Source organism: Pseudoalteromonas sp. TB41, from assembly GCF_000497975.1.
GTDB lineage: Bacteria > Pseudomonadota > Gammaproteobacteria > Enterobacterales > Alteromonadaceae > Pseudoalteromonas > Pseudoalteromonas tetraodonis.
This window is the reverse complement of the sequence record NZ_AUTH01000075.1, coordinates 46029-71218: the sequence shown is the minus strand read 5'-3', so window position 1 is coordinate 71218 and position 25190 is coordinate 46029. Positions and strand designations below refer to the sequence as shown.

General features: G+C 39.6%; 24 protein-coding genes and 1 riboswitch. Of the genes, 7 read left to right on the top strand and 17 right to left on the bottom strand.

The window, feature by feature from the left end:
- Positions 1–106: 106 nt before the first annotated feature.
- The 4 genes from L641_RS0110630 to L641_RS0110615 form a co-directional block, all read right to left on the bottom strand.
- The gene (locus L641_RS0110630) at positions 107–622 is read right to left on the bottom strand and encodes a DUF1566 domain-containing protein (protein WP_008465984.1); all 516 of its coding nucleotides are present in this window, start codon (positions 620–622) and stop codon (positions 107–109) included.
- Positions 623–632: 10 nt separating this feature from the next.
- Positions 633–2279, bottom strand: coding sequence for a DUF1566 domain-containing protein (locus L641_RS0110625; protein ID WP_024601875.1), 1647 nt, complete (start codon positions 2277–2279; stop codon positions 633–635).
- A gap of 66 nt (positions 2280–2345) precedes the next feature.
- A complete protein-coding gene (locus L641_RS0110620; protein WP_013464320.1) occupies positions 2346–2678 on the bottom strand; it encodes a hypothetical protein in 333 nt (110 codons plus the stop codon).
- A gap of 35 nt (positions 2679–2713) precedes the next feature.
- Positions 2714–3418, bottom strand: coding sequence for a DUF2982 domain-containing protein (locus L641_RS0110615; RefSeq protein WP_024601874.1), 705 nt, complete (start codon positions 3416–3418; stop codon positions 2714–2716).
- A gap of 247 nt (positions 3419–3665) precedes the next feature.
- Here L641_RS0110615 and L641_RS0110610 point away from each other — a divergent pair, with 247 nt between their 5' ends.
- The 3 genes from L641_RS0110610 (at position 3666) to msrA (ending at position 8433) form a co-directional block, all read left to right on the top strand.
- Complete coding sequence (locus tag L641_RS0110610; RefSeq protein WP_008465994.1) at positions 3666–4718, top strand: efflux RND transporter periplasmic adaptor subunit; 1053 nt, start codon at positions 3666–3668, stop codon at positions 4716–4718.
- A 3-nt stretch (positions 4719–4721) separates the two neighbouring features.
- A complete protein-coding gene (locus L641_RS0110605) occupies positions 4722–7820 on the top strand; it encodes an efflux RND transporter permease subunit (RefSeq protein ID WP_024601873.1) in 3099 nt (1032 codons plus the stop codon).
- Positions 7821–7896: 76 nt separating this feature from the next.
- Complete coding sequence (gene msrA / locus L641_RS0110600; RefSeq protein ID WP_013464317.1) at positions 7897–8433, top strand: peptide-methionine (S)-S-oxide reductase MsrA; 537 nt, start codon at positions 7897–7899, stop codon at positions 8431–8433.
- Between the two features lie 66 nt (positions 8434–8499).
- Here msrA and L641_RS0110595 read toward each other — a convergent pair whose 3' ends face one another.
- Both L641_RS0110595 and L641_RS0110590 read right to left on the bottom strand, forming a co-directional pair.
- Complete coding sequence (locus L641_RS0110595) at positions 8500–10350, bottom strand: TonB-dependent receptor (protein ID WP_024601872.1); 1851 nt, start codon at positions 10348–10350, stop codon at positions 8500–8502.
- Positions 10351–10386: 36 nt separating this feature from the next.
- Positions 10387–10552, bottom strand: a riboswitch (cobalamin riboswitch).
- A 218-nt stretch (positions 10553–10770) separates the two neighbouring features.
- Positions 10771–11253 (bottom strand): YajQ family cyclic di-GMP-binding protein, encoded by a 483-nt coding sequence (locus tag L641_RS0110590; protein ID WP_008113183.1) that lies wholly within the window; start codon positions 11251–11253, stop codon positions 10771–10773.
- A gap of 151 nt (positions 11254–11404) precedes the next feature.
- On the opposite strand from L641_RS0110590, the gene L641_RS0110585 reads away from it, so the two are divergent.
- Together L641_RS0110585 and L641_RS0110580 are read left to right on the top strand one after the other, a co-directional pair.
- Positions 11405–11755: a VanZ family protein gene (locus L641_RS0110585; RefSeq protein WP_008113182.1), complete on the top strand. Its 351-nt coding sequence runs from the start codon at positions 11405–11407 to the stop codon at positions 11753–11755.
- Entirely contained in the window at positions 11748–12650 is a 903-nt protein-coding gene (locus tag L641_RS0110580) for a 2-dehydropantoate 2-reductase (protein WP_024601871.1), read from the top strand. The genes L641_RS0110585 and L641_RS0110580 overlap by 8 nt, the downstream gene beginning before the upstream one ends.
- 292 nt (positions 12651–12942) lie before the next feature.
- On the opposite strand, the gene thiI is transcribed toward L641_RS0110580, so the two are convergent.
- Both thiI and L641_RS0110570 read right to left on the bottom strand, forming a co-directional pair.
- A complete protein-coding gene (thiI, locus tag L641_RS0110575) occupies positions 12943–14400 on the bottom strand; it encodes a tRNA uracil 4-sulfurtransferase ThiI (RefSeq protein ID WP_008113180.1) in 1458 nt (485 codons plus the stop codon).
- A 100-nt stretch (positions 14401–14500) separates the two neighbouring features.
- Positions 14501–15154 (bottom strand): TetR/AcrR family transcriptional regulator, encoded by a 654-nt coding sequence (locus tag L641_RS0110570; protein WP_008113179.1) that lies wholly within the window; start codon positions 15152–15154, stop codon positions 14501–14503.
- A 177-nt stretch (positions 15155–15331) separates the two neighbouring features.
- Here L641_RS0110570 and coaD point away from each other — a divergent pair, with 177 nt between their 5' ends.
- A complete protein-coding gene (gene coaD, locus L641_RS0110565; protein ID WP_024601870.1) occupies positions 15332–15823 on the top strand; it encodes a pantetheine-phosphate adenylyltransferase in 492 nt (163 codons plus the stop codon).
- A 20-nt stretch (positions 15824–15843) separates the two neighbouring features.
- Here the strand turns inward: coaD and L641_RS0110560 are convergent, their stop codons facing one another.
- The 9 genes from L641_RS0110560 to argC form a co-directional block, all read right to left on the bottom strand.
- Entirely contained in the window at positions 15844–16365 is a 522-nt protein-coding gene (locus L641_RS0110560) for a hypothetical protein (protein WP_008113177.1), read from the bottom strand.
- Positions 16365–16874 (bottom strand): hypothetical protein, encoded by a 510-nt coding sequence (locus tag L641_RS0110555; protein ID WP_024601869.1) that lies wholly within the window; start codon positions 16872–16874, stop codon positions 16365–16367. The genes L641_RS0110560 and L641_RS0110555 overlap by 1 nt, the downstream gene beginning before the upstream one ends.
- Before the next feature lies 1 nt (position 16875).
- Entirely contained in the window at positions 16876–17409 is a 534-nt protein-coding gene (locus L641_RS0110550; protein WP_024601868.1) for a hypothetical protein, read from the bottom strand.
- Positions 17410–17423: 14 nt separating this feature from the next.
- Positions 17424–17624 carry a hypothetical protein gene (locus L641_RS0110545; RefSeq protein ID WP_008112648.1) on the bottom strand — a complete coding sequence of 67 codons (201 nt, stop codon included), beginning with the start codon at positions 17622–17624 and terminating at the stop codon, positions 17424–17426.
- Between the two features lie 252 nt (positions 17625–17876).
- Positions 17877–19754: an argininosuccinate lyase gene (gene argH, locus L641_RS0110540; protein ID WP_024601867.1), complete on the bottom strand. Its 1878-nt coding sequence runs from the start codon at positions 19752–19754 to the stop codon at positions 17877–17879.
- 52 nt (positions 19755–19806) lie between these two features.
- Positions 19807–21009, bottom strand: a complete 1203-nt coding sequence (locus tag L641_RS0110535) for an argininosuccinate synthase (RefSeq protein WP_024601866.1) — start codon at positions 21007–21009, stop codon at positions 19807–19809.
- On the bottom strand, positions 21006–21938 hold the full coding sequence (locus L641_RS0110530; protein WP_024601865.1) for an ornithine carbamoyltransferase: 933 nt from the start codon (positions 21936–21938) through the stop codon (positions 21006–21008). The genes L641_RS0110535 and L641_RS0110530 overlap by 4 nt, the downstream gene beginning before the upstream one ends.
- A 7-nt stretch (positions 21939–21945) precedes the next feature.
- Positions 21946–22713: an acetylglutamate kinase gene (argB, locus tag L641_RS0110525; protein WP_024601864.1), complete on the bottom strand. Its 768-nt coding sequence runs from the start codon at positions 22711–22713 to the stop codon at positions 21946–21948.
- Entirely contained in the window at positions 22710–23723 is a 1014-nt protein-coding gene (gene argC / locus L641_RS0110520) for an N-acetyl-gamma-glutamyl-phosphate reductase (RefSeq protein WP_024601863.1), read from the bottom strand. Before argC ends, argB begins: the two co-directional genes overlap by 4 nt.
- Before the next feature lie 221 nt (positions 23724–23944).
- Between argC and argE the strand changes: the two genes are divergently transcribed.
- A complete protein-coding gene (gene argE / locus L641_RS0110515) occupies positions 23945–25090 on the top strand; it encodes an acetylornithine deacetylase (protein ID WP_024601862.1) in 1146 nt (381 codons plus the stop codon).
- Positions 25091–25190: the final 100 nt, after the last annotated feature.

Sequence of the window (25190 nt, the reverse complement as noted above, 5' to 3'; positions counted from 1 at the left end):
TAGCCTGGGTGACAACTACAACCAGGCTTTATTATTAAAATAGTGTAAATAAAAAGGCTAACCGTAAATAAAAGAGCATTTTTAGATTCGCTAATATATTAATTAACTACTTTTCATAGCGTACTAGGCGTAAATATACGTTACTTGTTTTAGCATGTAAGCTATTTAAACCACTTGCAAACTGATAAACCCATGCCGAATTTATATTGCTAATACCCGAGGTATTAGACCAATAATTTTGCGACTGCGTTGCTAAAAAAATACCCGCATTAATACTTGGATCGGTACAACGGTGATCTACTATACTAGCTAACTCTTTAATACTCGGCACTTGCCAGTCGTTATAATTTGCCGTGGTGTCATTAAGTGCGCCTTTAAGTGAGGCCTGCCAGTTTAATGGTTGAGTATCACCATCGCAGCTAGTTGTTTCGCTATTATAAACTTGACCATAATTACAGCGCTGCCACATTAGCCCTGTTTTAGTATCTGATACAGTGCCATCAATATTAATCACAAATCGGTCGGTATCATCGCTAGTCGCGACTTCCTGATAACACTGCTGCGCTGCAAGTGACTGACTTAATCCTAAGGCTAATAACATAGAGACTTTAATTAATTTCATAATAATCACCTTAACGATTTCTAACTAAGCGCACATAAGCGGCATTATCTTTTGGATAGGCTAAGTCGTTGCCATCCATCATATCGATAATGTAAGCCTGTGATAAACTAGCACCATCAACAGCCGTTTGCGAAGTCCAATAGCGTAAATGCCCTTCGGTGTTAGTCGATGGTGTATTAGGAAAAAATGCAGTATCTATCAATACGTTTTGCCCTTGTTTACCGTAATCAATTAAACCTAAAAGTTCAGTATAAGTGGGTAAACGCCAGTTACTGCCGCCACAAAAATCAAGCGCATTAACTTCATCAATATAGGTTTGTAATCCGCAATCAGTATCGCTCGGGCATGTGGTATTATCACTACCCGCTACATCGCCACTATTGACAGTCCCTTGCCAAATATAACGGTTTTGTCCATCACGCAACGAAGTATTTGGTAACACACCGGAATAAGGGCTTTTCACTTCCCAAACAAGGCCGGTAGTATTATCACGAATACAGCTAAAGTTTTGCGCATCATCGAGAAGCTCATCGGCAAACTCATTAAGTTTGGTGTAATCAAAAGCCAGATTCCCTTTACCCACTTTACCTAAACGATTGGCAAAACTATCGCGCCCAAGATCAGCATCTTGAGCTGGAAATTCATCATTATTACAATTAATTCGCTGAGTATTGTTATAACACTCTCCTACTCCTGTATCATTTATTAACCCAAGCGCTTTGGGTGTTACATCAATAAATACGGTATCTGTGTCGGTGCGCCCTTTTAAGTCCATAACTTGTACTTCAAAGCTAAGCGTTGCATTTAAATCAATATCAGAGGCAAAAAAGCTGGCAGTACATGACTGTGATTCAATCAGGGTTTCTGTATTACCGGTAAGTTGTTGCCACTTACATTGATAAGATTGAGTTGCCGCTTCGCTTGCAGTGGCATCTAAAATAACCTTATCAAACTCTTCTACTGTTTGATTAGCGCCTGCATCGGCAATAATCACTTGAGCTGTTTTATTAAGGGTCATATCAAATTGTGATGCAGATACTCCGCCCTCATCATCTGTTACGGTGAGCTGCCATTTTAAGTTGGTGTTATTTTCTAATAATGGATGAGGAAAACTAAGCGTTGGATTGGTATAGCTATCAATTGTTAAATCCGGCCCTGACAATAATTGCCACAAATAACTGCTAATTTCGCCATTTTCATCGGGGTCTGTGGAAGTTAAACCACTAAGGGTTACAGTATCCTTATAAACTGAGGGCAAGTTTGCAGGAGCAACTTGAGTAACAACAGCAAGAGGAAGCTGATTATTAGAGGCAATGAAAACACTCAAGTTGTCATTCACTAAACTGCCATCTGAGGTTTGATAGCTAACTCTTAATACCAGTTCACTGTCAGACTTTACATCTGGTGCAGTAATGGTTTGTTCAGCCCCTTCAAGCGGAAACACATCTATAATAGGGCCACTTACACGCTGCCAAGTAAATGTACCATCTGCAGGAGAGCCTTTTGCAGAAATAGTAAACTCTGATTTTTCTACAACTTGAAGATCGTTACCTGCAAATACTGATGTTTTTATATCACTGTTATCAGCACCGCCTCCCCCTCCGCATGCAGCCAAAAGCAAGCATGACATAAGTGGTATTAACGAAATTGCTCTCATACTCAGCACCTTTTTGTCTTAAAATTATCTAATAAAACTATTAAGCAAAAAAAATGCCATTATAAATTATAAATAGCTATCTTGATGAATACGAACAAATAATTTAGTGCCAACTTTACTGTAATCTACTTTATATTCGCGGCCATCTAAGGATTGAATAAACAACAATTGTTTTTCTTCGCTAAATACATCAGCACTAGTAATATAAACAACGTCGAGGTAACGCTCTTTTGCATCTCGGCGGTTTTTTGGCAGTTCTTCTTTAAATGGCTCAAGACCATTACCTGTTACTTTAATTTTAGGGTGAGTCTCACCATTAACAATCACTAAATCTAGTTTTCTGTCTTTATGTATTATGGTGTTTCGACCACTTTTAATGAAAGATCTGTCTTGGCTCATAGTTATTCCTAATCCCGCAGTGAGTGCTTATATTATTATTCACACTGCGACTTTATAAACTGAGAGGGATCGCGCTTCCATTTATTTAAATTTGCGCTAAATTCCCAAATATCACTTTCTATTACACTCGCTGGTAACAGTAAGTCATACCCTGTTAAAAGCTGAAGATGTTTAGCCCTATTAGCAAACATCGCTATGAGCCCATTATAGTCAATTCCTTTTTTTGACCTATATTTATTATCTTCAACTAACCATTCTGATGGGCAATGCCCATTTTTGCAATTTTTTTGAACAACTTGCATAAAGAAATGTCGCTGCTCTATCAACAATTTACCCGCAATTCTTGGAGTTAAAGCAGACAAGAATGAATCTATATCATTTAACTTAATACCAATCGCATTAAGCTCAAGGTAATCAATGCCATTATCAACCTTAGGTATACCACAATGGTGCAAATTCTCTGGGTGTAAATGCCATTGTCCATACTTATGCTGATATATTAATTGCTGCTCAGTTAAAATAATACTATAAAAAGGTTCTTGTGTTTTAAAAAAGCCAATTAAAATTGCAGCAATACATAAACTTACTAAAAAAATTTCGATAATACTTATTTCGCCTGGGCGTAATAAATTAAACAGCATGATAATAATCAAGCCAATGCTGCCGACCACTAATATTTCAATTCCATTTTTAGCGCCTTGCGCTCGGTATTTTAGTATTTGTTTATTTATATTAGCCATACTGAAAAAACGCCATATAAAATATAAACATAATAATAGCCCACAATACTAACTTTCTCAGCGTTAAACAGCGTTTGCATGATGTTTTAAAGCTCATCAATTAACTCCCATTATTACTGTTAAATATGCGCAATGACTAAGTATCAGTTATTTTTACGCTTAACGCACAAATTAATGAGATACATAACCGCCTTTTTTTGTCCTGATTTCGTACAATACTTATAATCTATTTTCAGGTATGAAAACAATGCACTCTAAACAATCAGGTAAAGCCTTATTTCCATTTATTATTTCGTTACTAATAATTTTTAGCGTTTATTTGTATTTTCCCGCATCACAGGGCGAGCAAGCCAATTACTCGGCAATGACAACGCAAGTTTCTGCCCACACGGTCAGATCGCAAGAAAACGCAATTATGATTGAAGCCATTGGCAGTGCTCGCGCTAATCAGGCTATCTACATTAAAAGCGCCCAAAACGATTATGTCACTAGCATTTACTTTGAAGATGGCGACTTGGTCAGCAAAGGACAAAAATTAGTACAACTGCAAAACCAACAAGAACAATTTGCAGTAAAAGAACTTAGCATTAATTTACAAGAAGAAAAACGTCAATTAGCCAGACTGACCGAGCTTTCTCGCTCGCAAGCGACGGCCAAGTCATTGCTTGAAGAACAACTCGCTCGCGTTGATGCCAGCGAAGCACAACTTGAAAGTGCTAAAACCAAACTCAATGAAATGGCCATCACCGCGCCTTTTTCTGGGTTACTGGGGAAACGCGAAATATCGGTGGGTGCGTATATTAATAATAGTACTGTGATCACAACCCTTGATGACATTAGTATTATAAAAGTTGATTTTAAAGTGCCTGAAAAGTATTTAGCTCAATTGAAAAACGGAATGATTGTTCGTACTCAAAACGATGCTTACCCTGATCAAACCTTCAGCGGTAAAGTAACCCATATAAGCTCACGTATCGACTCAATCACTCGCAGTGTAGAAGTAACAGCCAGTTTTGCTAATAAATCAGGTTTACTTCGCCCAGGTATGTTGCTTAAAACTGCACTAGAGCTAAGCAGTAACCAAGCGCTGATGGTGCCTGAAAAGGCCATTATTCCTCTGCAAGATAAGCATTACGTTTTTCAAATTGAAGATGGCATAGCAAACCGTAAAGAAGTACATGTTGCAAGTAGAAATAATGGCTGGGTTGCGATAGACAAAGGGTTAAGTAATGGCGAGCAAATTGTTACCGAGGGAATAATTAAAATTCGCTCAGGTAGTAAAGTAAGCGTTAAGGGGTAACACGTGAAAATTACCGATACTAGCGTCAAACGCCCCGTTTTTGCGATTGTTATTAACTTACTGTTACTCACATTTGGCTTAGTTGCTTTTAGCATGTTGCCTTTGCGAGAGTATCCAGATATTGAAACACCGATTGTAAATATTAGTACTGAATATACCGGTGCATCTGCCGAAATTATTGAAACAAAAATAACGCAAGTTATTGAAAACCGTATTTCGGGTATTGAAGGTATTAAAAGTATTAACTCATCGAGTCGTAATGGCCGCTCAAACATTACCATTGAGTTTAATATTAGCCGTGACATAGACGATGCCTCCAACGATGTGCGTGAACGTGTAGCGCGTGCACTTGATAGCCTACCCGAACAAGTGCGTCCTCCTGAAGTATCAAAATCAAATAGTGACGAAAGCCCTATCGCGTGGTTTGTACTTAACAGCGAAACCATGGATTCATTGCAACTTTCTGATTATGCACAGCGTTTTATTGTAGACCGATTAGCCGTTGTTGATGGCGTATCGAATGTGCGCATTGGAGGGGAGCGAAAGTATGCCATGAAAGTATGGCTTAACCGCCAAGCGATGGCCGCCCGTGGCATTACCTCCAGTGATATTGAGCAAACACTGCGTAGTGAAAATGTAGAACTTCCGGCCGGTGAAATTGAATCAGTTGATCGTGATTTTACCGTTCGCACTGCACGCAGCTATAAAAACCAACGTGATTTTCAAAACCTTGTTATTAAACGAGGTGAAGATGGTTATTTAGTGCGTCTAGGCGAAGTGGCTGACGTAAAACTAGAAGCCGCCGATGATGAAAGTTTATTCCGAGGTAATGGCCGTAATATGATTGGTATGGGTATTGTAAAACAAGCCAAAGCCAATACCCTAACTGTGGTTGATAACGCCCGCAGTGAACTGGAAAAAATAAAACGTAATTTACCTGAAGGCACCACCATAGAAGACAGTTATGATTCTTCGGTATTTATTAAAGAGTCAATTAATGAGGTTTATAAAACTTTAGCAATTTCTATGGGGTTAGTCGTGCTTATTATCTTTATATTTTTAGGTAACATTCGCGCCACTCTTATTCCCGCGGTCACCGTACCGGTCGCCCTAGTCAGTAGTTTTATGTTTTTATTAGCAATGGGTTATTCAATTAACTTATTAACTCTACTAGCACTGGTGTTAGCAATAGGCTTAGTGGTTGATGATGCCATTGTAATGCTAGAGAATATTCACCGCCGCATAGAGCTTGGGGAGCCGCCTTTATTGGCAGCTTATCGCGGCGCACGTGAGGTGGGCTTTGCAATTATAGCCACCACCTTAGTGCTTATATCCGTGTTTGTGCCATTAGTGTTTATGGAAGGACGAATAGGCGCACTATTTACAGAGTTTGCTATGGCGGTAAGTGCTGCCGTGTTTTTCTCCAGCATTACTGCATTAACACTCTCTCCGGCGCTGTGTTCAAAAGTGTTAAAGGCCTCTGAAAAAGAAAGTAAGTTTAGCCAAGTTATGGACCGTTTTTTTACTAAATTAGAAAATGGATACCGTAACGCTTTAGCGTCAAACATGACCCGTAAATGGGGCTTAATGCTGAGCTTAGTTTTGGCTGGGTTTGTTAGTTACTCATTATTTTTACAAATACCCTCTGAACTTACCCCTAAAGAAGACCGTGGCACCTTCTTTGTGCTTATGAATGGCCCTGAAGGGGCAAGTTATGAAAATAACGCAGCTAATATGGCAAAAATTGAAGAGCGCTTGATGCCTTATTCTGAATCTGGCGAACTAAGTCGAGTGCTTGTTCGAGTCCCAGGTTGGGGTGGCAGTGGCGGCGTGGCTATTGTTGGCATGGCTGACTGGGATAAGCGCAAACGCTCAACATGGGAAGTCATGGATGAAATAAGCGGCAAAATGCAAGAGGTCACCGACGTTCGTGCATTTGCTATTATGCGCCGTGGTATTGGCGGAGGTGGTTCATCTCGCCCTATTGAATTTGTTTTGCAAGGTAATGATTATGCTCAACTTGCCGATTGGCGAGATAGAATTATTAAACGCGCTGAGAAAAACCCTGGATTAGTGCGTATTGATCATGATTATAAAGAAACCTTCCCTCAGTTTTTAGTCAGTATTGATAAAAATAAAGCCGCTGATTTAGGCGTATCAGTCTCTGATGTGGGTCGTACACTTGAAACCATGCTTGGCCAACGCCGTGTAACCACCTTTATTGACCGCGGTGAAGAATACGATGTAATTTTAAAGGGCACAAAACAAGACTTTGCCAACCCGACTGATATTTCAAATATTTACCTAAAATCACGTAGCGGAGAACTTGTTCCTCTTGATAGCCTTATTAGCTTAAAAGAAGAAGCCACCGCCTCGCGTTTAAACCGTTATAACCGAATGCGTGCAATTACTTTAAGTGCCAACCTCGCTGATGGTTACACGCTAGAACAAGCACTAAACTTTTTAAACAAGGTTGCCACAGAGGAAAACGACATTGATGGTGCCATTGACTATAAAGGTGAGTCGCAATTGTTTTATGAAGGTGCCTCAGCCATGACCTATGTGTTTATGCTGGCATTAACCGTGACCTTTTTAGTACTGGCAGCTCAGTTTGAAAGTTTTATGCATCCATTTGTTATTATGTTAACTGTGCCACTTGGTTTAATGGGTGCCATGTTTGGGCTGTGGAGTATGGGGTTAACGCTTAATATATACAGCCAAATAGGTATTGTTATGCTCATTGGGTTAAGTGCTAAAAACGGTATACTGATTGTTGAATTTACCAACCAGTTACGTGATAAAGGCGTAGAATTTAGTGAGGCCATTTTACAAGCGGCTACACAGCGTTTGCGCCCTATTATTATGACCTCCCTAACAACGGTTATGAGTGCCGTACCTTTGGTGTTGGCTTCCGGCCCAGGCTCGGAAAGTAGAATGGTAATTGGTGTGGTGGTATTTACTGGCGTAACGGTGGCAACCATACTAACTCTGTTTGTGGTGCCAGCCGCTTATTACGCACTAGCGCGAAATACACAATCACCTGAGTTTTTACAACAAAAACTTGATAAGCAAGCCGCTGAAAAACCGCTTAAAGAGATCTAAGTCACTCAGAGCGTCGTAACTAGCTGTTACGGCGCTTTATTCAGTGCACATATCCCTAACAATTGAGGAAGTACTTATGAGTTCGACCACACAAGTAGCAACACTCGGCGGCGGCTGTTTTTGGTGTATTGATGCAGCATTTAGGCGTGTAAAAGGTGTACTCAGTGTTTGCTCTGGTTATACTGGTGGACATACTGATAACCCAACCTACAAAACTATTTGCACTGGCAACAGTGGCCATGCAGAGGTAATTAAGGTTGAATTTGATGCCAGTGTTATCAGCTTTGAAACCTTACTCGCGATGTTTTTTACCCTACACGATGCCACACAACTAAATCGCCAAGGTAACGATATAGGCACTCAATACCGCAGCGTTGTGTATTATCATAATGAGCAACAACAAGTACAAACACAGGCAGTTATTGCAGAGCTGCAAAGTCATGTTAGCGAACCTATAGTGACTGAGGTGAGCCCAGCAACCACTTTTTATCCCGCAGAGCACTACCATCAGGACTATTACAATGAAAATCCTGAGCAGGGCTATTGCAGTATTTTAATTGCACCCAAATTACATAAGTTTGAAACCGAATTTAGCGAGTTTTTATCGGAATAAAGTGCTTTTAATAAATAGCCCAGCAATAAGCTGGGCTATTTGTTCCTTGGCAACTAGGATAAGTGACTAAAACTGATAATTTGCCCCTACAAAGAAAGTTCTTCCTGCGCTGTTATAACCTAATAGCTTACCACTGGCAGCAAAGCCCGTCGCAGCAGTAAAATATTCTTCATCAGTAATATTCTCTATTCGAGCAGCTAACGACAAATTATCTAGCAACTGGTAATTGGCTGCTATATTAAATACCGTATAATCAGCGAGCTCCGAGTCATAATACGCAATCGAAGGACGCGATGAGCGATATTGCATATCCAAGCTGGCATCAAAATCACCCCATGTTTTAGCGAGTTGATAATTAAACGATTCAGAAGGTCTACGTGGTAAATCGGTATTCGTTTTTTCATCTGTAGCGTCTAAAAAGCTAAAATTAACCGAGTGTTCAAAGCCTAGCGCTGAAAACTCTGCCGACAGCTCAAATCCCTGCATAGATACTTTATCTATGTTAGTGGCAATATATTTACCTGCGTCTGCATCATAATTATTACTAATCAAATTATTGATACGGTTATCGAAAATAGCAATATCATAACGGCCCCATTGGGTTTCTAAAGTTATACCAAGCTCATTATTTAACGCTTCTTCAGGTTTAATATTATTGTTTGGTAAATAGTACGGGCTGTTAGTCACAAACGCATTAATTAACGAAGGAGCTCTAAATGCAGTACCGTGATTTAAACGTAGTGTTACATAGTTATTTGCTTTGTAACCAAGTCCTGTACTGTAAGTGTTTGCACGGCCATGGAAGTCATAATCATCGGTTCTAACAACCGCATTTGCTAACCATTTGTTATGGCTATAAAACACGCCTATAAACAACGCCTTATTATCGCGTTTTTCTTCTGATGACGTTGCTGACGAGTTTGATAAATCCTCAGATAAATAATTAAAGCCACCCGATATATCAAGTTCTTCAGTAAGGGTATAAAGCCCTCGATATTCAAACTCAACACGCTCTGTGCTATACACTTGCTGCACATCGGTACCTGTTTGGGTATTTTCTTCTTGCGAAACGCTCACCGAAGTACTTTGGCTATATACATCAGAGGCTTTCTTCCAGCCTAGCTTAGCGGTGTAATTTTCAAAGTCGTAGGCATCGTTACCCCATGCATTATCATATTGTGCTTCACCTTCACTGTACTGAGATTGCAGGCTCAATTGGCCTAGCTCAGCAAGTTCATAAGCTAAATTAAAGCCAATGTTTTTATTTTTGTAGCCATCATCATCATGATCTTTTGTGTACTCAGCCGCTGGATCTTTGCCAGTTACATCAAAACCATCCGTCTCTTCGTAGCCTAAATTATAATTAAAGCTAAGCGCCTCTTTTACAAGCCCACCAGCAAGCTGATAATTACTGTAGCTATGGCTGCCTAAAGTAGCCGAAAGCGAGTTATTTGAAGCTTTACGGGTGATAATATTAATTACTCCGGCTACCGCATCAGAGCCATAAATAGCAGCTCTTGACCCTTTAATAAGCTCAACACGCTCGATACTGTTAACTGGAATATTCGTCAGCGATACACTACCTGAACTTGCATCGCTCACTCTTACGCCATCAACCAATACTAAGGTATATTTAGCGCTGGCCCCGCGAACAAATATATCTGCCTTTTGACCTAACCCACCATTACGAACAATATCTATCCCAGCTATGGTATTTAATATTGCTGGTAAATCTCGGTAATTCGCTTTTTCAATATCAGCGCGCTCGATAACTGCAACACTTGCTAATACATCATGTATAGGTTGTTCAAATTTATTCGCAGTAACGGTTATTTTTTCAATGGTTTGTTCTGCAGCAGATACAGAAATAGAGAGTGCAGCCGAAATGGCCACACCCAATGCAGTTTTATTTAACATCATGTCCCCTATCTTTGCCCACCGCAAAGATGTTAGTAAGTAAGATTAAATCAAGGCCGGTCTCCGGACTCAGTTACCATAATTTAATACAGCATAACTTTACCGTTGCGGGGGCAGTGTTGGGATTGACTTCATCAATGAAAACGCACCAACTTCCCGATTATCCTACTAAAAAAATCACACCATTGAAGTGTTTAGCAAGCACCTTGAAAATAGGCTGCTATTGTTATCTGTTTACTAAAAAAAGTCAACGGACGTCTAAACTTCTAAAAATCCAAAGATTCAGGGGTCGGGGTTCGGGGTTCGGGGTTCGATAATTACCATAGATCCAAAAATAAAAAGCCAAACAATATAGCGTGTTTGGCTAAATACATGTTGCTTTGAACTAAGCGCCTGTAGTGCCTAGCTCGAAACAATAAATTAATCGCGGAAGTTTTTAAACTGAAATGGCTGACCTAAATCGGCAGTGCGTACAACTTGCATAGCAGCTTGTAAGTCATCACGCTTTTTACCCGTTACGCGTACTTCTTCGCCTTGAATAGCCGCTTGCACTTTTACTTTAGAATCTTTAATGGCTTTTACTACTTTTTTAGCCATATCTTTTTCGATACCCTGCTTTAGTGCAACGTTACGAAAAACATTTTTGCCTGCGCGAGAAATCTCTTGAAGTTCTAGGCTCGCAACATCCATTCCACGCTTTGAAACTTTTCCAGCTAAAATATCAAACAACTGCATAACCTGAGCATCTGCTTCAGCTTTTAATTTAATTGTTTTATCGTTTAATTCAATTGAGGCATCGACCCCTCTAAAATCAAATCGTGTTTCTAATTCACGATTGGCGTTATCAACCGCGTTTTGTGCTTCGTTCATTTCTACTTCAGATACAATATCAAATGAAGGCATGATGTTCTCCTAACTAGCTAATCTTAATTTTATGCGGCAATTATAACGTTAAAATGATAAATCTTTACACTTTTCTGCATCTTGTTCAGGTGCGATACTAATTTAGTTTGATATACTGAGGCTTCTTTTTTATACGATTTTAGGATTTTTTGTGACGAGGCGTGTTTACCAAGCTATTTTTTTGATTAGTATTGTCGCATTTACCTTCTTATTTGCTAAAGAGGTAAAAGGGGCTGCAAACTTATTTCCGCATGTAGATAAAGTGGCGCATTTTGGTATTTTCTTTTTACTTGCCATTATTATGGATAAAGCCTTTAAACTGCCTTTATATGCACAAATATTGCTGTTAGCCGGCTATGGTGCCGCAATAGAAATTATGCAAGATAGCCTCCCTTACAGACAAGCATCACTGGCCGATTTTGTTGCCGACTTTATTGGTGCGGCAAGCTACTTTTTAGCTAAAGCGCTATTAACACTACGTAAAAAGAAGCGTTATGGCTAACATACTTGTTGTTGGTGATGGTGCTATTGGCTTGTTATTTAGCCATTTTTTAGCTAAACGTCGCACTGTTTACATCCTTACCAAAAAGGGCACAGTCAATACGCGCTTTTATAGCTGTGGTGATGCTCCTTCGGAAAAAATTAACGCTACTTTCATCTCACAACAGCAATTAGCTCAAGCTCCTGAATTTGACATTGTCTTATTCACTGTTAAAGCGTTTGCAGTGCAACAAGCCTATGCGCAAGTAAAACCTTTTCTAGGCAATAATACCCATATTATACTGAGTCATAATGGCATGGGTAATGTTGAACAATTAAATGCACAGTTAACACAGCAGCAATCGTTGTACTTTTTAACCACTAGCATGGCTGGATTTAAGTCAAACCCTAATATTGTGCAGCATACTGGAAACGGGCAAAGTGTATTAGGGGGCTATAATCAACTAGCTATTCAAAATCTTCAACAGTTTAGTGCGCAATTACACACTATTCCGCAATTAATTGTCAGCAACAATATTGAGCAACTTAGGTTTGAAAAGCTACTGGTTAATATTGCCATAAATCCATTAACCGCTCTGTACAATATAAAAAATGGCCAGTTGCGTGCGCCACAGTTCAATAGCTCAATTATTAATTTATTAACAGAGGCGTGCCATATTGCGACCGCGCTTAAACTTAATATTAAGCTTATCGATGCCCTCGAGCGCGCCTATAAGGTGATGAGTTTAACCGCAGAGAATTACTCATCTATGCATCAAGACGTTTTGCACAATAGGCAAACTGAGATCATGGCAATTTGTGGTTATATTAGTGAACAAGGCAAGCATCATAATATTGCGACCCCGTATAACGACGCTTTACTTGCTGAAATTTTGGCAAAAAAAAGCGCGGAATAAATCCGCGCATCTAGGGTCTGTTGACTTTTGCGGATTACAATTTGTTCAAACTAGGGGTGGTTTAATCGCGGCGCGAGGTTTGTAACCTAGTGGGCTAAGTAAAAACCGAGCAACAAAGAGTAAATCGCCCCTAGGCAGAACCCTTCGGGCAGCGCCTGTTTGGCATTGATGCTGCGTTATCGCCTATTTATGGGGAATAACCACACCACATAGGCTCTGCCTTGCCTAAATACCAAACAGACTTCTGCAAATTTAACCTTAAAGGGTCAACAGACCCTAATATATTAAGCCATTAACGACGATAGACTTTTACAGTGGTAAAGCCTTCTTCGTGAAGAATAAGCGCTTGTAACTGGCTCATTACCCCTTTTTGGCAATATAAGTAATAGTCTTTACCTTTAGGTAAATCACCAAACTTAGTTGCTAAACGGAAAAACGGTAAATGAATAACTTCAATACCATCAATTTCAAGCGGAGCGGCATCTTCTTCCTCAGGTGAGCGAATATCAACAACAACCGCTCCCTCTGGTAACTCTGTAACTGACTCAGCTTCTTTAAGCTCTTGCTTAGCTTCAACATCGATATCGCGCACATCCATAACACGGGCGTTATCAATAACGGTATCTAATACGTCAAAATCAAACTTCTCTTCTTCTGCTTTAATGACTTCAATTTTGGCTTTAACCGTCGGCTTTTTAGAGATCACACCACAGTATTCAGGCATCGTTTCTGCCATTTCTGCAGTGCCTATTTGGCGAGCTATATTAATGATCTCTTGCTTATCATGTTGGATAAGTGGGCGTAAAATCAGCGTCTCGGTTACACGGTCAATCACACTTAAGTTAGCTAAGGTTTGACTAGACACCTGACCTATACTTTCACCCGTTACCAAAGCTTGAATATTTAGTTTTTCAGCAACGGCACTACCCGCTCGCATCATCATACGTTTAAGCACAACACCCATTTGGCTGTTCTCAACGTTTTCTAAAATTTCAGCAACCACTGGTTCAAAATCAACAGTAATAAACTTAACTTTATGTGTAGAGCTGTATTGTTTCCATAGATAGTAGCTCGCTTGCTTAACCCCAATTTCATGGGCAGCACCACCTAAGTTAAAGAATAAAAAGTGTGTACGAGCGCCTTTACGGATCATCTGATAACTGGCAACGCCAGAATCAAATCCACCAGACATAAGCGATAATACATCGTCTTGTGTTGGCAGTGGAAAGCCCGCCATTCCTAAATGGGTTTGCGTCACTATGTAGGCTTTTTCGTCTTTTATTTCTAAACGAATCGTTACCTCTGGGCGGCTTAGCTTTACTCGTGCTCCTTCAACATGTTGATTAAGTCCGCCACCAACGTAGCGCTCTAGTTCAGTTGAAGTAAAATCATGTTGACCTATGCGCTTAGCACGTACACAAAAGGTTTTACCAATAATAGTGTGGCCAACTAACGAGATGGTTTTTTGATAAATGTCATCAAGAGTTTTAAAGTCTGTTTCGGTCACTTCAATAAACTGTACGATGCCAGGAATGCGCTGCAAGCTATCGATAAAATCAAGGCGAGTTTGAGCATCGTCCAGTTTTGTAACAACTGAAATATTATCCCAGTTATTACGTACTTGTACTTTTTCGTCAACACGACGCAATACAATTTTAATGTTATTTTCTAACACTTTGGTAAAGCGTTTACGGACTGAACGGCTTTTAATGGCTATTTCAGGGTGTAGTTTGACGATAAATTTAAGCATAGTTCAACTCTTAGACTGCGGGAATTCGCGCACCCAGGCATTGGGCGCGGCGGATTATAGCAAAAAAATTAACGCCTAGGAACTAACCAACTTAACAGGCTTAAGGATTCTGAGGAGCTGAATTTGCTAAAAGAGTATACTTTTCTCTTAACTGATTAATTTTATTTGCGCTTTTTTCTGTGCTGTAGGCTTTAAATAAAGTCAGTACTTTTACAATGCCAGGGTAAATATCTTGCTCAACCAGCACGCCACTGAGTCTTCTTGCTTTCATATAAGGTGTCCAAAAGCTGACTGTTAATTTTAGTGTATGAGCAAGCTCGATGGCATCTTGTTCATCAATGGCAATAATTTCACTATCCCGCAAGGCCAAAATAATGTTGCGTACTTGCTCAAGTAGCTCCTGCTGAAAATCAATGTAACCCTGCTTTAAATGGCTATCGCGAGCGAGAATATCGCCAAGATTGTCGTAAAAAAAATGATAGCGCCACATTAACTCAAACAAAGAATCTAAATAAGGGCCAAGATGACTAAATGCATCATCGCCTTTATCAACTGGCTTAAAGTGAGTACTTAAATGATCACGATAAAGTGCAAATATATGGCGAATGATGTCTTCTTTGTTTTTAAAGTGGTAGTACAGATTACCCGGACTCATGCCTAAACTCGATGCAATATGATTGGTAGATATTGCTCTTTCACCGTGTTCATTAAACAATGAAATACTGGTTTGAATTATTTTATCCTTGGTATTCATATACTCATTACTCAATTTTCAAAAATACGATGCTGCATTAAAATAATCCACTAGTATAAACAAATCATTGCATTTGTAACACTGCGTAGCTGCAGTTATATACAATTTACTTACAAGGCTGCTTTGCACACTAAACACTGCTACACTACGGCTAAAAATAATAACACAGTAAATATTATGAAAGTGACCGCAATCTATCCAGGCACATTTGATCCCCTTACCAACGGCCACACTGATTTAATCCAGCGTGCTGCTAAGATGTTTGATACCGTTATTGTTGCTATTGCTCATAACCCGAGTAAAAAACCGTGTTTTACTTTAGAAGAACGCGTTGATTTAGCAAATGAAATTTTAAGCCATTTAGATAATGTAAAAGTGATTGGCTTTTCGGGCCTGCTCGCAGATCTGGCTCGTGACCATAACGCAAATGTATTGATTAGAGGTATAAGAGCGGTTTCTGATTTTGATTACGAGTTTCAGCTCGCGAATATGAACCGCCGTTTAAACCCTGATTTAGAAAGTGTATTTTTAACACCTGCTGAGCGTAATACTTTTATATCATCAACCTTGGTAAAAGAAGTTGCTCGCCATAACGGCGATGTGAGTGAGTTTGTTGATACCATAGTAATGAAAGCATTGCAGTCGAGGCTAGGTAAAACCAAGCATTAAAAATAACACCTAGCGTATCATTACATTGCGCTAGGTAGCTTCGCTCTTGCTGGAAACAGAACGTTCTTAAGCCTCACTAAACCTAAAAAATCTTTATTGATAAATAGTGCCAATGCCATTATAAAATCAAAGAGAATAACGCCAAACCCGTATGCAGCCCAAAACCACCAGTAATCAATGTTCCCTTTAACTTGAACATCATAATGCATCCCCAAAAATAAACAGGTATTAGCCCCTAACCCCAGCATTAAGTAATAAAAAGCAATAGGCGTGTTTTGCAACGTTATTTTTCGCCACAAAAAAAGAATCAAAATAGTTGTGAGATCAAATATGAAATAATCTTTATAAGTAGAAGTTTCGAGGCTTAAAAATGCACTTAGAAAATACGAGATCATCATTATTAATGAAATATGCAGTAAGCTTTTATCTTGTTTATTAATGCTCGAAGAAAGGTTGAATAGAAAAGCGATTAAAAATAGCCACAATATAAAATTACCTAAATTTTCGCCAACTTTAACAAGCAGCCATAATAGATCTGTCATTATAGGCTTTTAAACTCAGTGCGTGATCTAAATAAACGACCTTTAAGTTTCATTAGCCCTAAAAAGTCTTTATTGATAAAAATAGCTATAATCATCAGTAAATCAACAACATTAACCCCCATGGAGTATAGACTCCATAACCACCAAGGCTCTGAATTCCAGTTTATATAAAGATCTACATAAATAGCATAAGTTAAACATGCATTTATAATTAAACCACTTACAATATAGTTTTTAGCTACAGAGCTTTGAAAACTTGAAACCTGTAATGCTAAAAAAATGATTAGGATTGTGGCAAAATCAAAAAAAATCCAGTTCAAGTAAACGTTTTTAAAAATGTAAAGGAAGTCACTTAGAAGGTAAGAAAAGAACATTATTGAGGCTAAATAGACCAGTAATTTATTAGCTGTATTTATACTCGATACAAATGTGTACAACAAAGCCATTAAAAAGCCCCATTGTATAAATGCATCAATATAATCTGCTAAAAATAAGTCTACATAATACATTCTAAGATATTTGATTAGCTTTTGAAGAAATACAAAAAGTTTGAATTGTGTTTTTTAATTTATTTAAACCAAGAAAGTCACGGTCAACTATCAAAGCAACTATCATTATTAAATCGATTATGTTGACGCTAAAAGTATAAATATCCCAAAAAACCCATGGTTCCGTATTTTTAATCACATATAAATCGTAGTACATTGATAAAAAAAACAATGAATTAATTGATAAACCGGTGATCAAATATGCAAAAGAAGGAGTTGTTTTTTTTATAAAAAAAGCAACTATTAACAAGGCGATAATAGTAAAAATATCATATAACGCCCAATCTAACAGGAAGCCATTTTGTATTGACAACCAAGTGTAAAAATAATCAGATGATGAATATGAAACCATCATAACAAATGAACTGAGTAATAAGGTAGATTCCCTTTTAATTCCAAGTGAAAAAACAAAAGCATTGAAGAAGAATGCCATTAGAAATCCCCACATCATATATGCGGATAAAGAGAATAAACCAAAAAACTCAGTTAAAAACATGCATAACCTTTAAATTACTTAGGCTTGATAGGAGGAACAACTCCACCACCACGTTGAAGATCCGTTCCACTTGCCGCAGCCATCGCCTCTTGAGAGATACTTACTGTATCAGATTGTAGGGTTTTAGGGCTAGCAGTTTGTTCCATTGCAGGCTTTAATTGTTGCGTTTTATTGTATGCTTGCATTTGTACTTGGCTGTTCGCTGAAATTTGCATGTGATTAATCCTTTTGAGTATTAAATTTTTATTATTGGCGTAAATTTAAATCACACCACCTGGAGCAGTTACTAAATAACTGCTGTAACGTATTGCCTTCGTTGGTTAATTGACTCAACAACTCGCTTCAGAATAATAAATGCAAACGATATGCCAACTTTAAATTAATAGCATGTTAATTTAAAAATTATTTTATTTTACTCAAAAAAAAACGCATCGGGGTCACCGTGCGTTTTTTATCCTAGGGATTGCTCAAGCCACGTTTTTACAAGGGATCTCCATGCTATTACTTGGCTTATTACTTGGCTTTAACATATATTCCATTGCGACTTCATCACAGTTTTCTTTACGTAAACATAACTCACAATCTTTCATGACTTTTTCAGGTAAGCTCTCTTTGTTACAGAAACTAAACCGCTGATTTTCGAAAAAGTCAGGTACACGAGTCAGAACGATGACACGATTGAGTGCCAATTTTTTGGCTTTTACTAATAAATGTTCTACTAGCTCTCGCCCTTGGCCTGTTACTGCGCTTTTAGGATCAATGCCTAATGAACGTATTTCAGCTAATCCTGTGTCGTAAATATAAAGTGAAGCACAACCCGATACCTGACCGTCTATCTCGGTTACAGCAAACTCATTAATTGAGTGCACCATATCACTTTTAGCTCGCGGTAAATTTTCGCCGACTGTTGCCCAGTGCTGTACGAGTTTAGCAATTGCTTCTACGTCATCTAAGTTGGCATCACGAACCGTTATTTGCTGTTTTTTTTTCGCGTCTTTCACCGCTTTACTTACTTGCTCTAATGATGTACCGCCAAGCGCTTGGCGTGCTTTAATACAGGCATCAATTTCAAGTACCGGATACACGTCATCTTCAAACACTGGATTTACTGATTTATACTGCTCTAGTGAAAGCTCCTCTAACGTTTTACCTTCACTAATAGCTAATTGTACCAACACCCCAACAATATGATGCCCTTCTCTGAACGGTACACCTTTAGCCACTAAATAATCAGCAAGTTCGGTTGCATTCGCGTGGCCACCTTTTGCCGCTGCAAGGGTTTTATCTGCTTTAACTTTTATACCTTTAATACACGCTTGTGCCATATGAATACACGCAAGCCATGTTGGCATGGCATCAAAAATGCCTTCTTTGTCTTCTTGCATGTCTTTATTGTAGGCAAGCGGTAGTGCTTTTAGAGTCATCATCATTGCGCTAAACGCACCAAACACCCGGCCAGTTTTACCACGAATTAGCTCTAATGCATCTGGGTTCTTTTTCTGCGGCATCAAAGATGAGCCCGATGTAACATTATCAGCCAGTTCGATAAACCCAGCTTCTCCTGAGTTATAAAAAATTAAGTCTTCAGACATACGCGATAAGTGGATCATAGAGATAGACGCGCAGCTTAATAGCTCAACCACAAAGTCACGATCAGATACACCATCAAGGCTGTTTTTAGTCGCGCCAGTAAATCCTAGCCCTTGTGCAAGTGCATGGCGGTCAATCGGGTATGCAGTGCCTGCAAGAGCGCCACTGCCGAGTGGGCAGTAGTTCATTCTTGCTTGGGCATCTTGTAATCGGCTTTCATCACGCTCTAACATTTCTACATAAGCCATACACCAATGGCTAAATAACACCGGTTGTGCACGTTGTAAGTGGGTATAACCTGGTAATATTGTGCCAAGCTCACGTTCAGCTAAGCCAATAAACTCTGCTTTAAGTTGCGCAATCGCTTTTAAAATATGATCGGCGGTATCGCGGCACCAGAGTCTAAAGTCGGTAGCAACTTGGTCGTTACGGCTTCGGCCTGTGTGTAACTTTTTAGCTAAATCACCTACTTTTTCAATTAGTGCAGCTTCAACATGCGAGTGAATATCCTCAGCACCTGAGGTGGCAACAGCGTGTGGATCTGCTTTTACCTCTTCAAGTAATTCATATAATGCCGATACCAGCTTTTGGTGTTCGTCATTAGATAACACGTTCACTTGTTCAAGTGCGCCAGCCCATGCAACAGAGCCAATAATATCTTGCTCTGCTAATTGATAATCGAAGGGAAGTGAATCGTTAAATTGTTTAAACGCTTCATCTGGACCCGTAGAAAAACGCCCGCCCCATAATGCCATGAAATCTCTCCAAACCCGATAATAGCCCCTTAATTTCAAGGGGCATAAAAAATTACTTTTTAGCTAATGCTGAAATTCTGCTTGATAGTGAGAATAAACGAATAAAGCCTTCTGCGTGCGATTGGTCATAAACATCGTCTTCACCGAAAGTAGCAAAATCTTCGCTGTATAAACTGTTAGGTGATTTTTTCTGAACCGCTGTTACTTGCCCTTTATAAAGTTTAAGTACCACTTCACCTGTTGCTAACGTAGAAAGCGCTTCTGCACCGGCTAAAATAGAATCTTTAAGCGGCGTAAACCAACGACCGTCGTAAACTAAATGCGAAAATTCACCACCGAGTACCTCTTTCCATTTACGGCTTGACTTATCAAGAACGAGCTCATCAATTGCTTGAAGCGCAGCTATGATCACTGTACCGCCTGGTGTTTCGTAACAACCGCGTGATTTCATGCCCACTAAACGGTTTTCTACAATATCAACACGACCAACACCATGCGGGGCAGCTATGTCGTTTAGTTTAACTAAACAGTCGTAAGGCTTTAATTGTTCGCCGTTTACAGCAACCACTTCACCTTCTACAACTGATAAAGTGACATGCTCAGCTTTATCGGGCGCTTGCTCTGGTGAATTAGTCCATGTCCATACTTGCTCACTTGGCTCACACCAAGGGTCTTCAAGTTCACCGCCTTCGTGAGAAATATGCCATGCGTTAGCATCACGACTGTAAATTTTAGTTGCTGACGCAGAACATGGAATGTCACGTTCAGCTAGGTAATCAAGCAATGATTCACGGCTTGATAAATCCCACTCACGCCATGGCGCAATCACTTTTAAATCAGGTGCGAGTGCGGCAAAACATGACTCAAAACGTACTTGGTCGTTACCTTTACCCGTACAGCCATGAGAAAGTGCATCGGCACCTACTTTACGTGCAATTTCAACTTGCGCTTTAGCAATGATTGGACGCGCCATAGAAGTACCAAGTAAATAAGTCCCTTCATATATAGAACCCGTTTTAAGCGTTGGGTAAATATAATCGCTTACCATCTCATCTTTTAAATCAACCACGTAACACTCAGATGCACCAGACGCTATAGCTTTAGCTTCTACGCCTTCAAGTTCTTCAGCTCCTTGGCCAACATCGGCAACAAAGGCAATAACTTCACAGCCGTAGTTCTCTTTTAACCATGGCACGATAGCCGATGTATCAAGACCACCTGAATAGGCTAAAACGACTTTTTTAATTGAACTCATAGGTGTTCCTTAACAAAATTTGGATTTAACAATGTAACTAATAGCGCATTTTGCGCATGCATGCGGTTTTCTGCTTGCTGTATAATTTTTGATGCAGGGCCATCCATTACCTCAGAAGTAATTTCAAACTCACGGTGTGCCGGTTGGCAATGTAATACCGTGGTAGCCCCGGTTTTTTTAAGTAATGCCTGGTTTAATTGATAAGGCATGTATTTTTCTTTTACTTGCTCAAGAGGAGTTGTATCCCCCATTGATACCCAGGTATCGGCGTAAACAACATTAGCGCCTACTGCAGCCTCAACCCTGTCACTTACCATTACAGAAGCGCCATTCATCGCTGCTATTTGCTCTGCTTTTTTAAGAATTTGCGAATCGGGCGAGCTGCCTTTTGGTGTTACAGCGACAAAGTCTGTTCCTAAAGTAGCGGCTAATAGCATTAATGAGTGCGTTACATTATTGCCCTCACCTAGGTAGGCAAGCTTTAACTGGCTAACATCACCATGTACTTCTTGTAGCGTTAAAAAATCAGCTAATGCTTGGCATGGGTGATATAAATCACACAAACTGTTAATCACAGGAACGGATGAATACTCACCGAGTGTCGTTAACGTACTGTGCTGATTAACCCGCGCAACAATACCATCAGCCCAAGTCGAAATATTTAAGGCAAAATCTTTTATTGATTCGCGGGCGCCCATTGCACCATTTTGTTGGTCAAGGTATACCGCATGGCCCCCTAAACGGTTTATACCAATATCAAATGAAAGGCGAGTACGTAAACTTTGCTTTTCAAACAAAGTAACCACTGACTTACCAGCTAGCACTTGGCTATATTTACTTGGGCTTTCTTTAATATCTTGCGCTAACTTTAATAAATTTAGTGCGCCTTGTTGGTCTAATTCTAGACCCGTTAAAAAATCTTTAAACATGTTCAACCTATGGTGTTACTTTAGTTCCGACATGCTCGCCTTGCAGCAAAGCAGTTAAGTTTTCTGGCTTTTGCCAGCTGGAAATGTACACACCGCGTCGTAAATGTTGGGCAGCGTGAAGACTGGTCTTAACTTTGACCTCCATCCCGCCCACAATTACTCCCTCTGCAATTAAAGTATCAATGTGTTTTGTGTCAAGTTGATGTAAAGGCTGCTTATTCGCATCAAGCACCGCTTCCACATCCGTCATAAAAATAAGTTCGGCGTTTAAATTACTCGCAATCGCTGCTGCTGCTTCGTCAGCATTAACGTTGTACCAAAGCCCTTGCTCATCAAAACCGATGGAGCTGACTATAGGTAAACGCCCGCCACTGAGTAATTCATTAATAATAGAATCATCATTACTATGGCATTGACCTACTTGCCCTAGCGCTTTTAATTTTTGTGATGCTGTTATTCCAGCTTCATATAAACTCAAGCCAACGGGTTTGTGCCCAGCAGTCATTGCTTGCGCCATTAATTGTTTGTTTGCTGTTCCCGCTAATGCTCCTACAATATAAGGCATCTGTTCTTTAGGGCTGATACGCAAACCTTGGTGTTTAGCACTGGCAAAACCGGCTTCTGCTAACCAATGATCAACTAATGAGCCACCGCCATGAACAATGACAAACTGTGCATCATGTTGCTCATTAAGAACCTCAAAAAGCGCTTTAGCGGCATTTTCAGTATTGAGTACTGCGCCACCGAGTTTAATAACCCACGTTTTACTGCTCATTTAAACGCTCCTACTAAACCTGTAGTGTGGGGCAAACCCATTGACAAATTAATACATTGCAGAGCCTGACCAGCCGCCCCTTTTAGTAAATTGTCAATCGCTGCCATCACTATTAATTGTGAGTCTTGCTGCTGCCACGCAATATCAACATAGGGTTGTTTTGCTACCCCTTTAATTGAGGGAATTTTGCCACCAAGCAATCGAATTAACGGCTCATCCGCTAATACTTGATACGCTTTAGTTACTTGCTCACTAGTCACACCCGGTTTTAGCTGTACATAAATGGTTTCTAAAATACCGCGAGGAAAATTACCTAAATGAGGGGTAAATAGTACGTTATGGCCAAGATGCTGCTGTATTTCAGGCCCATGACGATGGTTAAACAAACCATAAGCAGCAAGCGATACTTCGCAAAAATGCGTGCCAATACTTGCTTTACGACCAGCTCCAGTTACTCCCGATACAGCATTAATAATAATCCGCTCATCACTTAGTAACCCAGCTTGCTGAAGAGGCTTTAATGCGTTTAATGCAGCAGTTGGGTAGCAGCCAGCTACAGCAACTAACTGCGCCTTTGCAATGGCCTCACTATTCCACTCTGCAAGACCATATGCTGCTTCATTAAGAAGTTCTGGATGCTGGTGTTCAAAACCATAATAAGTAACATAATCGTTATTACTTGCTAGGCGATAACCACCCGAAAGGTCAAATACCTTCTTGCCCATCGCTAAAAACTGAGGGGCTAAATCAACACTTACTTTATGATCAGTACATAAACACACATAGTCTGCTAAATGAGCTATATCACTCAACGCACTCTCATTAAGCGGTTGCAAAGGTAAGTCAAGTAACCCTAAGTGCTCAGGGTATAATTCACTGAGCAATTTATGTTTATCTAAGCTTTGTGCTGATACATAACATGCTGATAATGTTAATGCTGGATGTTTGGCAACTAAACTAGCCAATTCTGCGCCGCTGTAACCGCTGGCACCTATAATTACTACGTTCATTATTTACTCTTTATCTAAAATTAGTGACTACATTCCATGTTATTTACTTACACTAGGTTGCAACCTAGCTAAGCTGATTAAATTAATGAGTGATAACTATCGTCGTATTATTTTCATGGCGTAACTTTAATATATTTATGCTTAAAAAGTGAATTGATATTCATCATAAATACTTTTATATTGTTATGCAATTAAATTGAATACTTATTTTGGATTTTTTTATGTCTCTGCCGTCATTTATTTCGATGTACCAGCAATTGATTGCTGCCCCCTCTATTAGTGCTATTGAAGAGCATTTGTGTATGAGCAATAAAAGCGTAATTGAACTACTCGCTCAGTGGTGTGAAAGCTTAGGTTTTACCTGTGAAATAATAGAGTTAGAAGGTGGTAAAGGCCGCTACAACTTATTAGCAAAACGCGGACAAGGCGATGGCGGGTTAATGCTTGCGGGACACACCGATACGGTGCCATTTGATGATAGCCGCTGGAATCAAAATCCATTTAAATTAACCGAGCTTGATAACAAATTATATGGTTTAGGCAGTATTGATATGAAAGGCTTTTTTGCTTTTGTACTGCAGGCTATTAGTGAGCTTGATGAAAAGCAACAAACTCAACCTATTTTAATATTAGCGACCGCCGATGAAGAAACCACCATGGCTGGCGCGCAGCAAATTTGTAAGCACCCAAATTTAAAGCCAAGCCGCTGTATTATTGGTGAGCCAACAGATATGACCCCCGTATTTACCCATAAAGGTCATATGAGTACAGCAATCAGAGTCGTTGGTCGTTCAGGACATAGCTCTGATCCCGAACGGGGCCTTAACGCCATCGAAGTAATGCATAAAGTGATTACAAAGTTACTGATCTTAAAAGAACAACTTAAGAATAAATATTCAATAAACCACTTTGAAATTCCTTATCCAACACTCAACTTAGGCAATATTCATGGGGGTGACAATGCCAACCGAATTTGTGGCTGCTGCGAAATGCACATTGATATGCGCCCTCTCCCCGGTTTAAGCGTGCAAGAGTTTCAAGCGCTCGTGCTTGATGCAACCTACGATATAAACCAGCAATACCCTAATGCTGTAAGCGTTATTGATTTACATGAACCCATTCCTGCCTTTACGGGAAGCACAGATAGCGCTTTAGTTAAATTAGCCGAAAATATAGCAGGGCAAAAAGCAGTCGCTGTTAACTACTGTACCGAAGCGCCATTTTTACAACAACTCGGTTGTGAAACCATCGTAATGGGACCGGGTTCAATTAACCAAGCGCATCAGCCCGATGAATTTTTAGCAATGGAAAAAATAAAACCTTCGCAACAAATTATCAGCAACCTTATAAAAGCAAGTTGCTTTTAATTAGTAACAAAAAAGACGCTTAGTCGCGTCTTTTTTGTCATTGCATTTGTCATTGCATTTGTAATTGTAATTGTAATTGTAATTGTAATTGTAATTGTAA

Bases quoted from the DNA above. Each gene is read 5' to 3' on its own strand.
- L641_RS0110630 (WP_008465984.1), bottom strand. From the start codon at position 622: ATGAAATTAATTAAAGTCTCTATGTTATTAGCCTTAGGATTAAGTCAG.
- L641_RS0110625 (WP_024601875.1), bottom strand. From the start codon at position 2,279: ATGAGAGCAATTTCGTTAATACCACTTATGTCATGCTTGCTTTTGGCT.
- L641_RS0110620 (WP_013464320.1), bottom strand. From the start codon at position 2,678: ATGAGCCAAGACAGATCTTTCATTAAAAGTGGTCGAAACACCATAATA.
- L641_RS0110615 (WP_024601874.1), bottom strand. From the start codon at position 3,418: ATGGCTAATATAAATAAACAAATACTAAAATACCGAGCGCAAGGCGCT.
- L641_RS0110610 (WP_008465994.1), top strand. From the start codon at position 3,666: ATGCACTCTAAACAATCAGGTAAAGCCTTATTTCCATTTATTATTTCG.
- msrA (WP_013464317.1), top strand. From the start codon at position 7,897: ATGAGTTCGACCACACAAGTAGCAACACTCGGCGGCGGCTGTTTTTGG.
- L641_RS0110595 (WP_024601872.1), bottom strand. From the start codon at position 10,350: ATGTTAAATAAAACTGCATTGGGTGTGGCCATTTCGGCTGCACTCTCT.
- L641_RS0110590 (WP_008113183.1), bottom strand. From the start codon at position 11,253: ATGCCTTCATTTGATATTGTATCTGAAGTAGAAATGAACGAAGCACAA.
- L641_RS0110580 (WP_024601871.1), top strand. From the start codon at position 11,748: ATGGCTAACATACTTGTTGTTGGTGATGGTGCTATTGGCTTGTTATTT.
- thiI (WP_008113180.1), bottom strand. From the start codon at position 14,400: ATGCTTAAATTTATCGTCAAACTACACCCTGAAATAGCCATTAAAAGC.
- L641_RS0110570 (WP_008113179.1), bottom strand. From the start codon at position 15,154: ATGAATACCAAGGATAAAATAATTCAAACCAGTATTTCATTGTTTAAT.
- coaD (WP_024601870.1), top strand. From the start codon at position 15,332: ATGAAAGTGACCGCAATCTATCCAGGCACATTTGATCCCCTTACCAAC.
- L641_RS0110560 (WP_008113177.1), bottom strand. From the start codon at position 16,365: ATGACAGATCTATTATGGCTGCTTGTTAAAGTTGGCGAAAATTTAGGT.
- L641_RS0110555 (WP_024601869.1), bottom strand. From the start codon at position 16,874: ATGTATTATGTAGACTTATTTTTAGCAGATTATATTGATGCATTTATA.
- L641_RS0110550 (WP_024601868.1), bottom strand. From the start codon at position 17,409: ATGTTTTTAACTGAGTTTTTTGGTTTATTCTCTTTATCCGCATATATG.
- L641_RS0110545 (WP_008112648.1), bottom strand. From the start codon at position 17,624: ATGCAAATTTCAGCGAACAGCCAAGTACAAATGCAAGCATACAATAAA.
- argH (WP_024601867.1), bottom strand. From the start codon at position 19,754: ATGGCATTATGGGGCGGGCGTTTTTCTACGGGTCCAGATGAAGCGTTT.
- L641_RS0110535 (WP_024601866.1), bottom strand. From the start codon at position 21,009: ATGAGTTCAATTAAAAAAGTCGTTTTAGCCTATTCAGGTGGTCTTGAT.
- L641_RS0110530 (WP_024601865.1), bottom strand. From the start codon at position 21,938: ATGTTTAAAGATTTTTTAACGGGTCTAGAATTAGACCAACAAGGCGCA.
- argB (WP_024601864.1), bottom strand. From the start codon at position 22,713: ATGAGCAGTAAAACGTGGGTTATTAAACTCGGTGGCGCAGTACTCAAT.
- argC (WP_024601863.1), bottom strand. From the start codon at position 23,723: ATGAACGTAGTAATTATAGGTGCCAGCGGTTACAGCGGCGCAGAATTG.
- argE (WP_024601862.1), top strand. From the start codon at position 23,945: ATGTCTCTGCCGTCATTTATTTCGATGTACCAGCAATTGATTGCTGCC.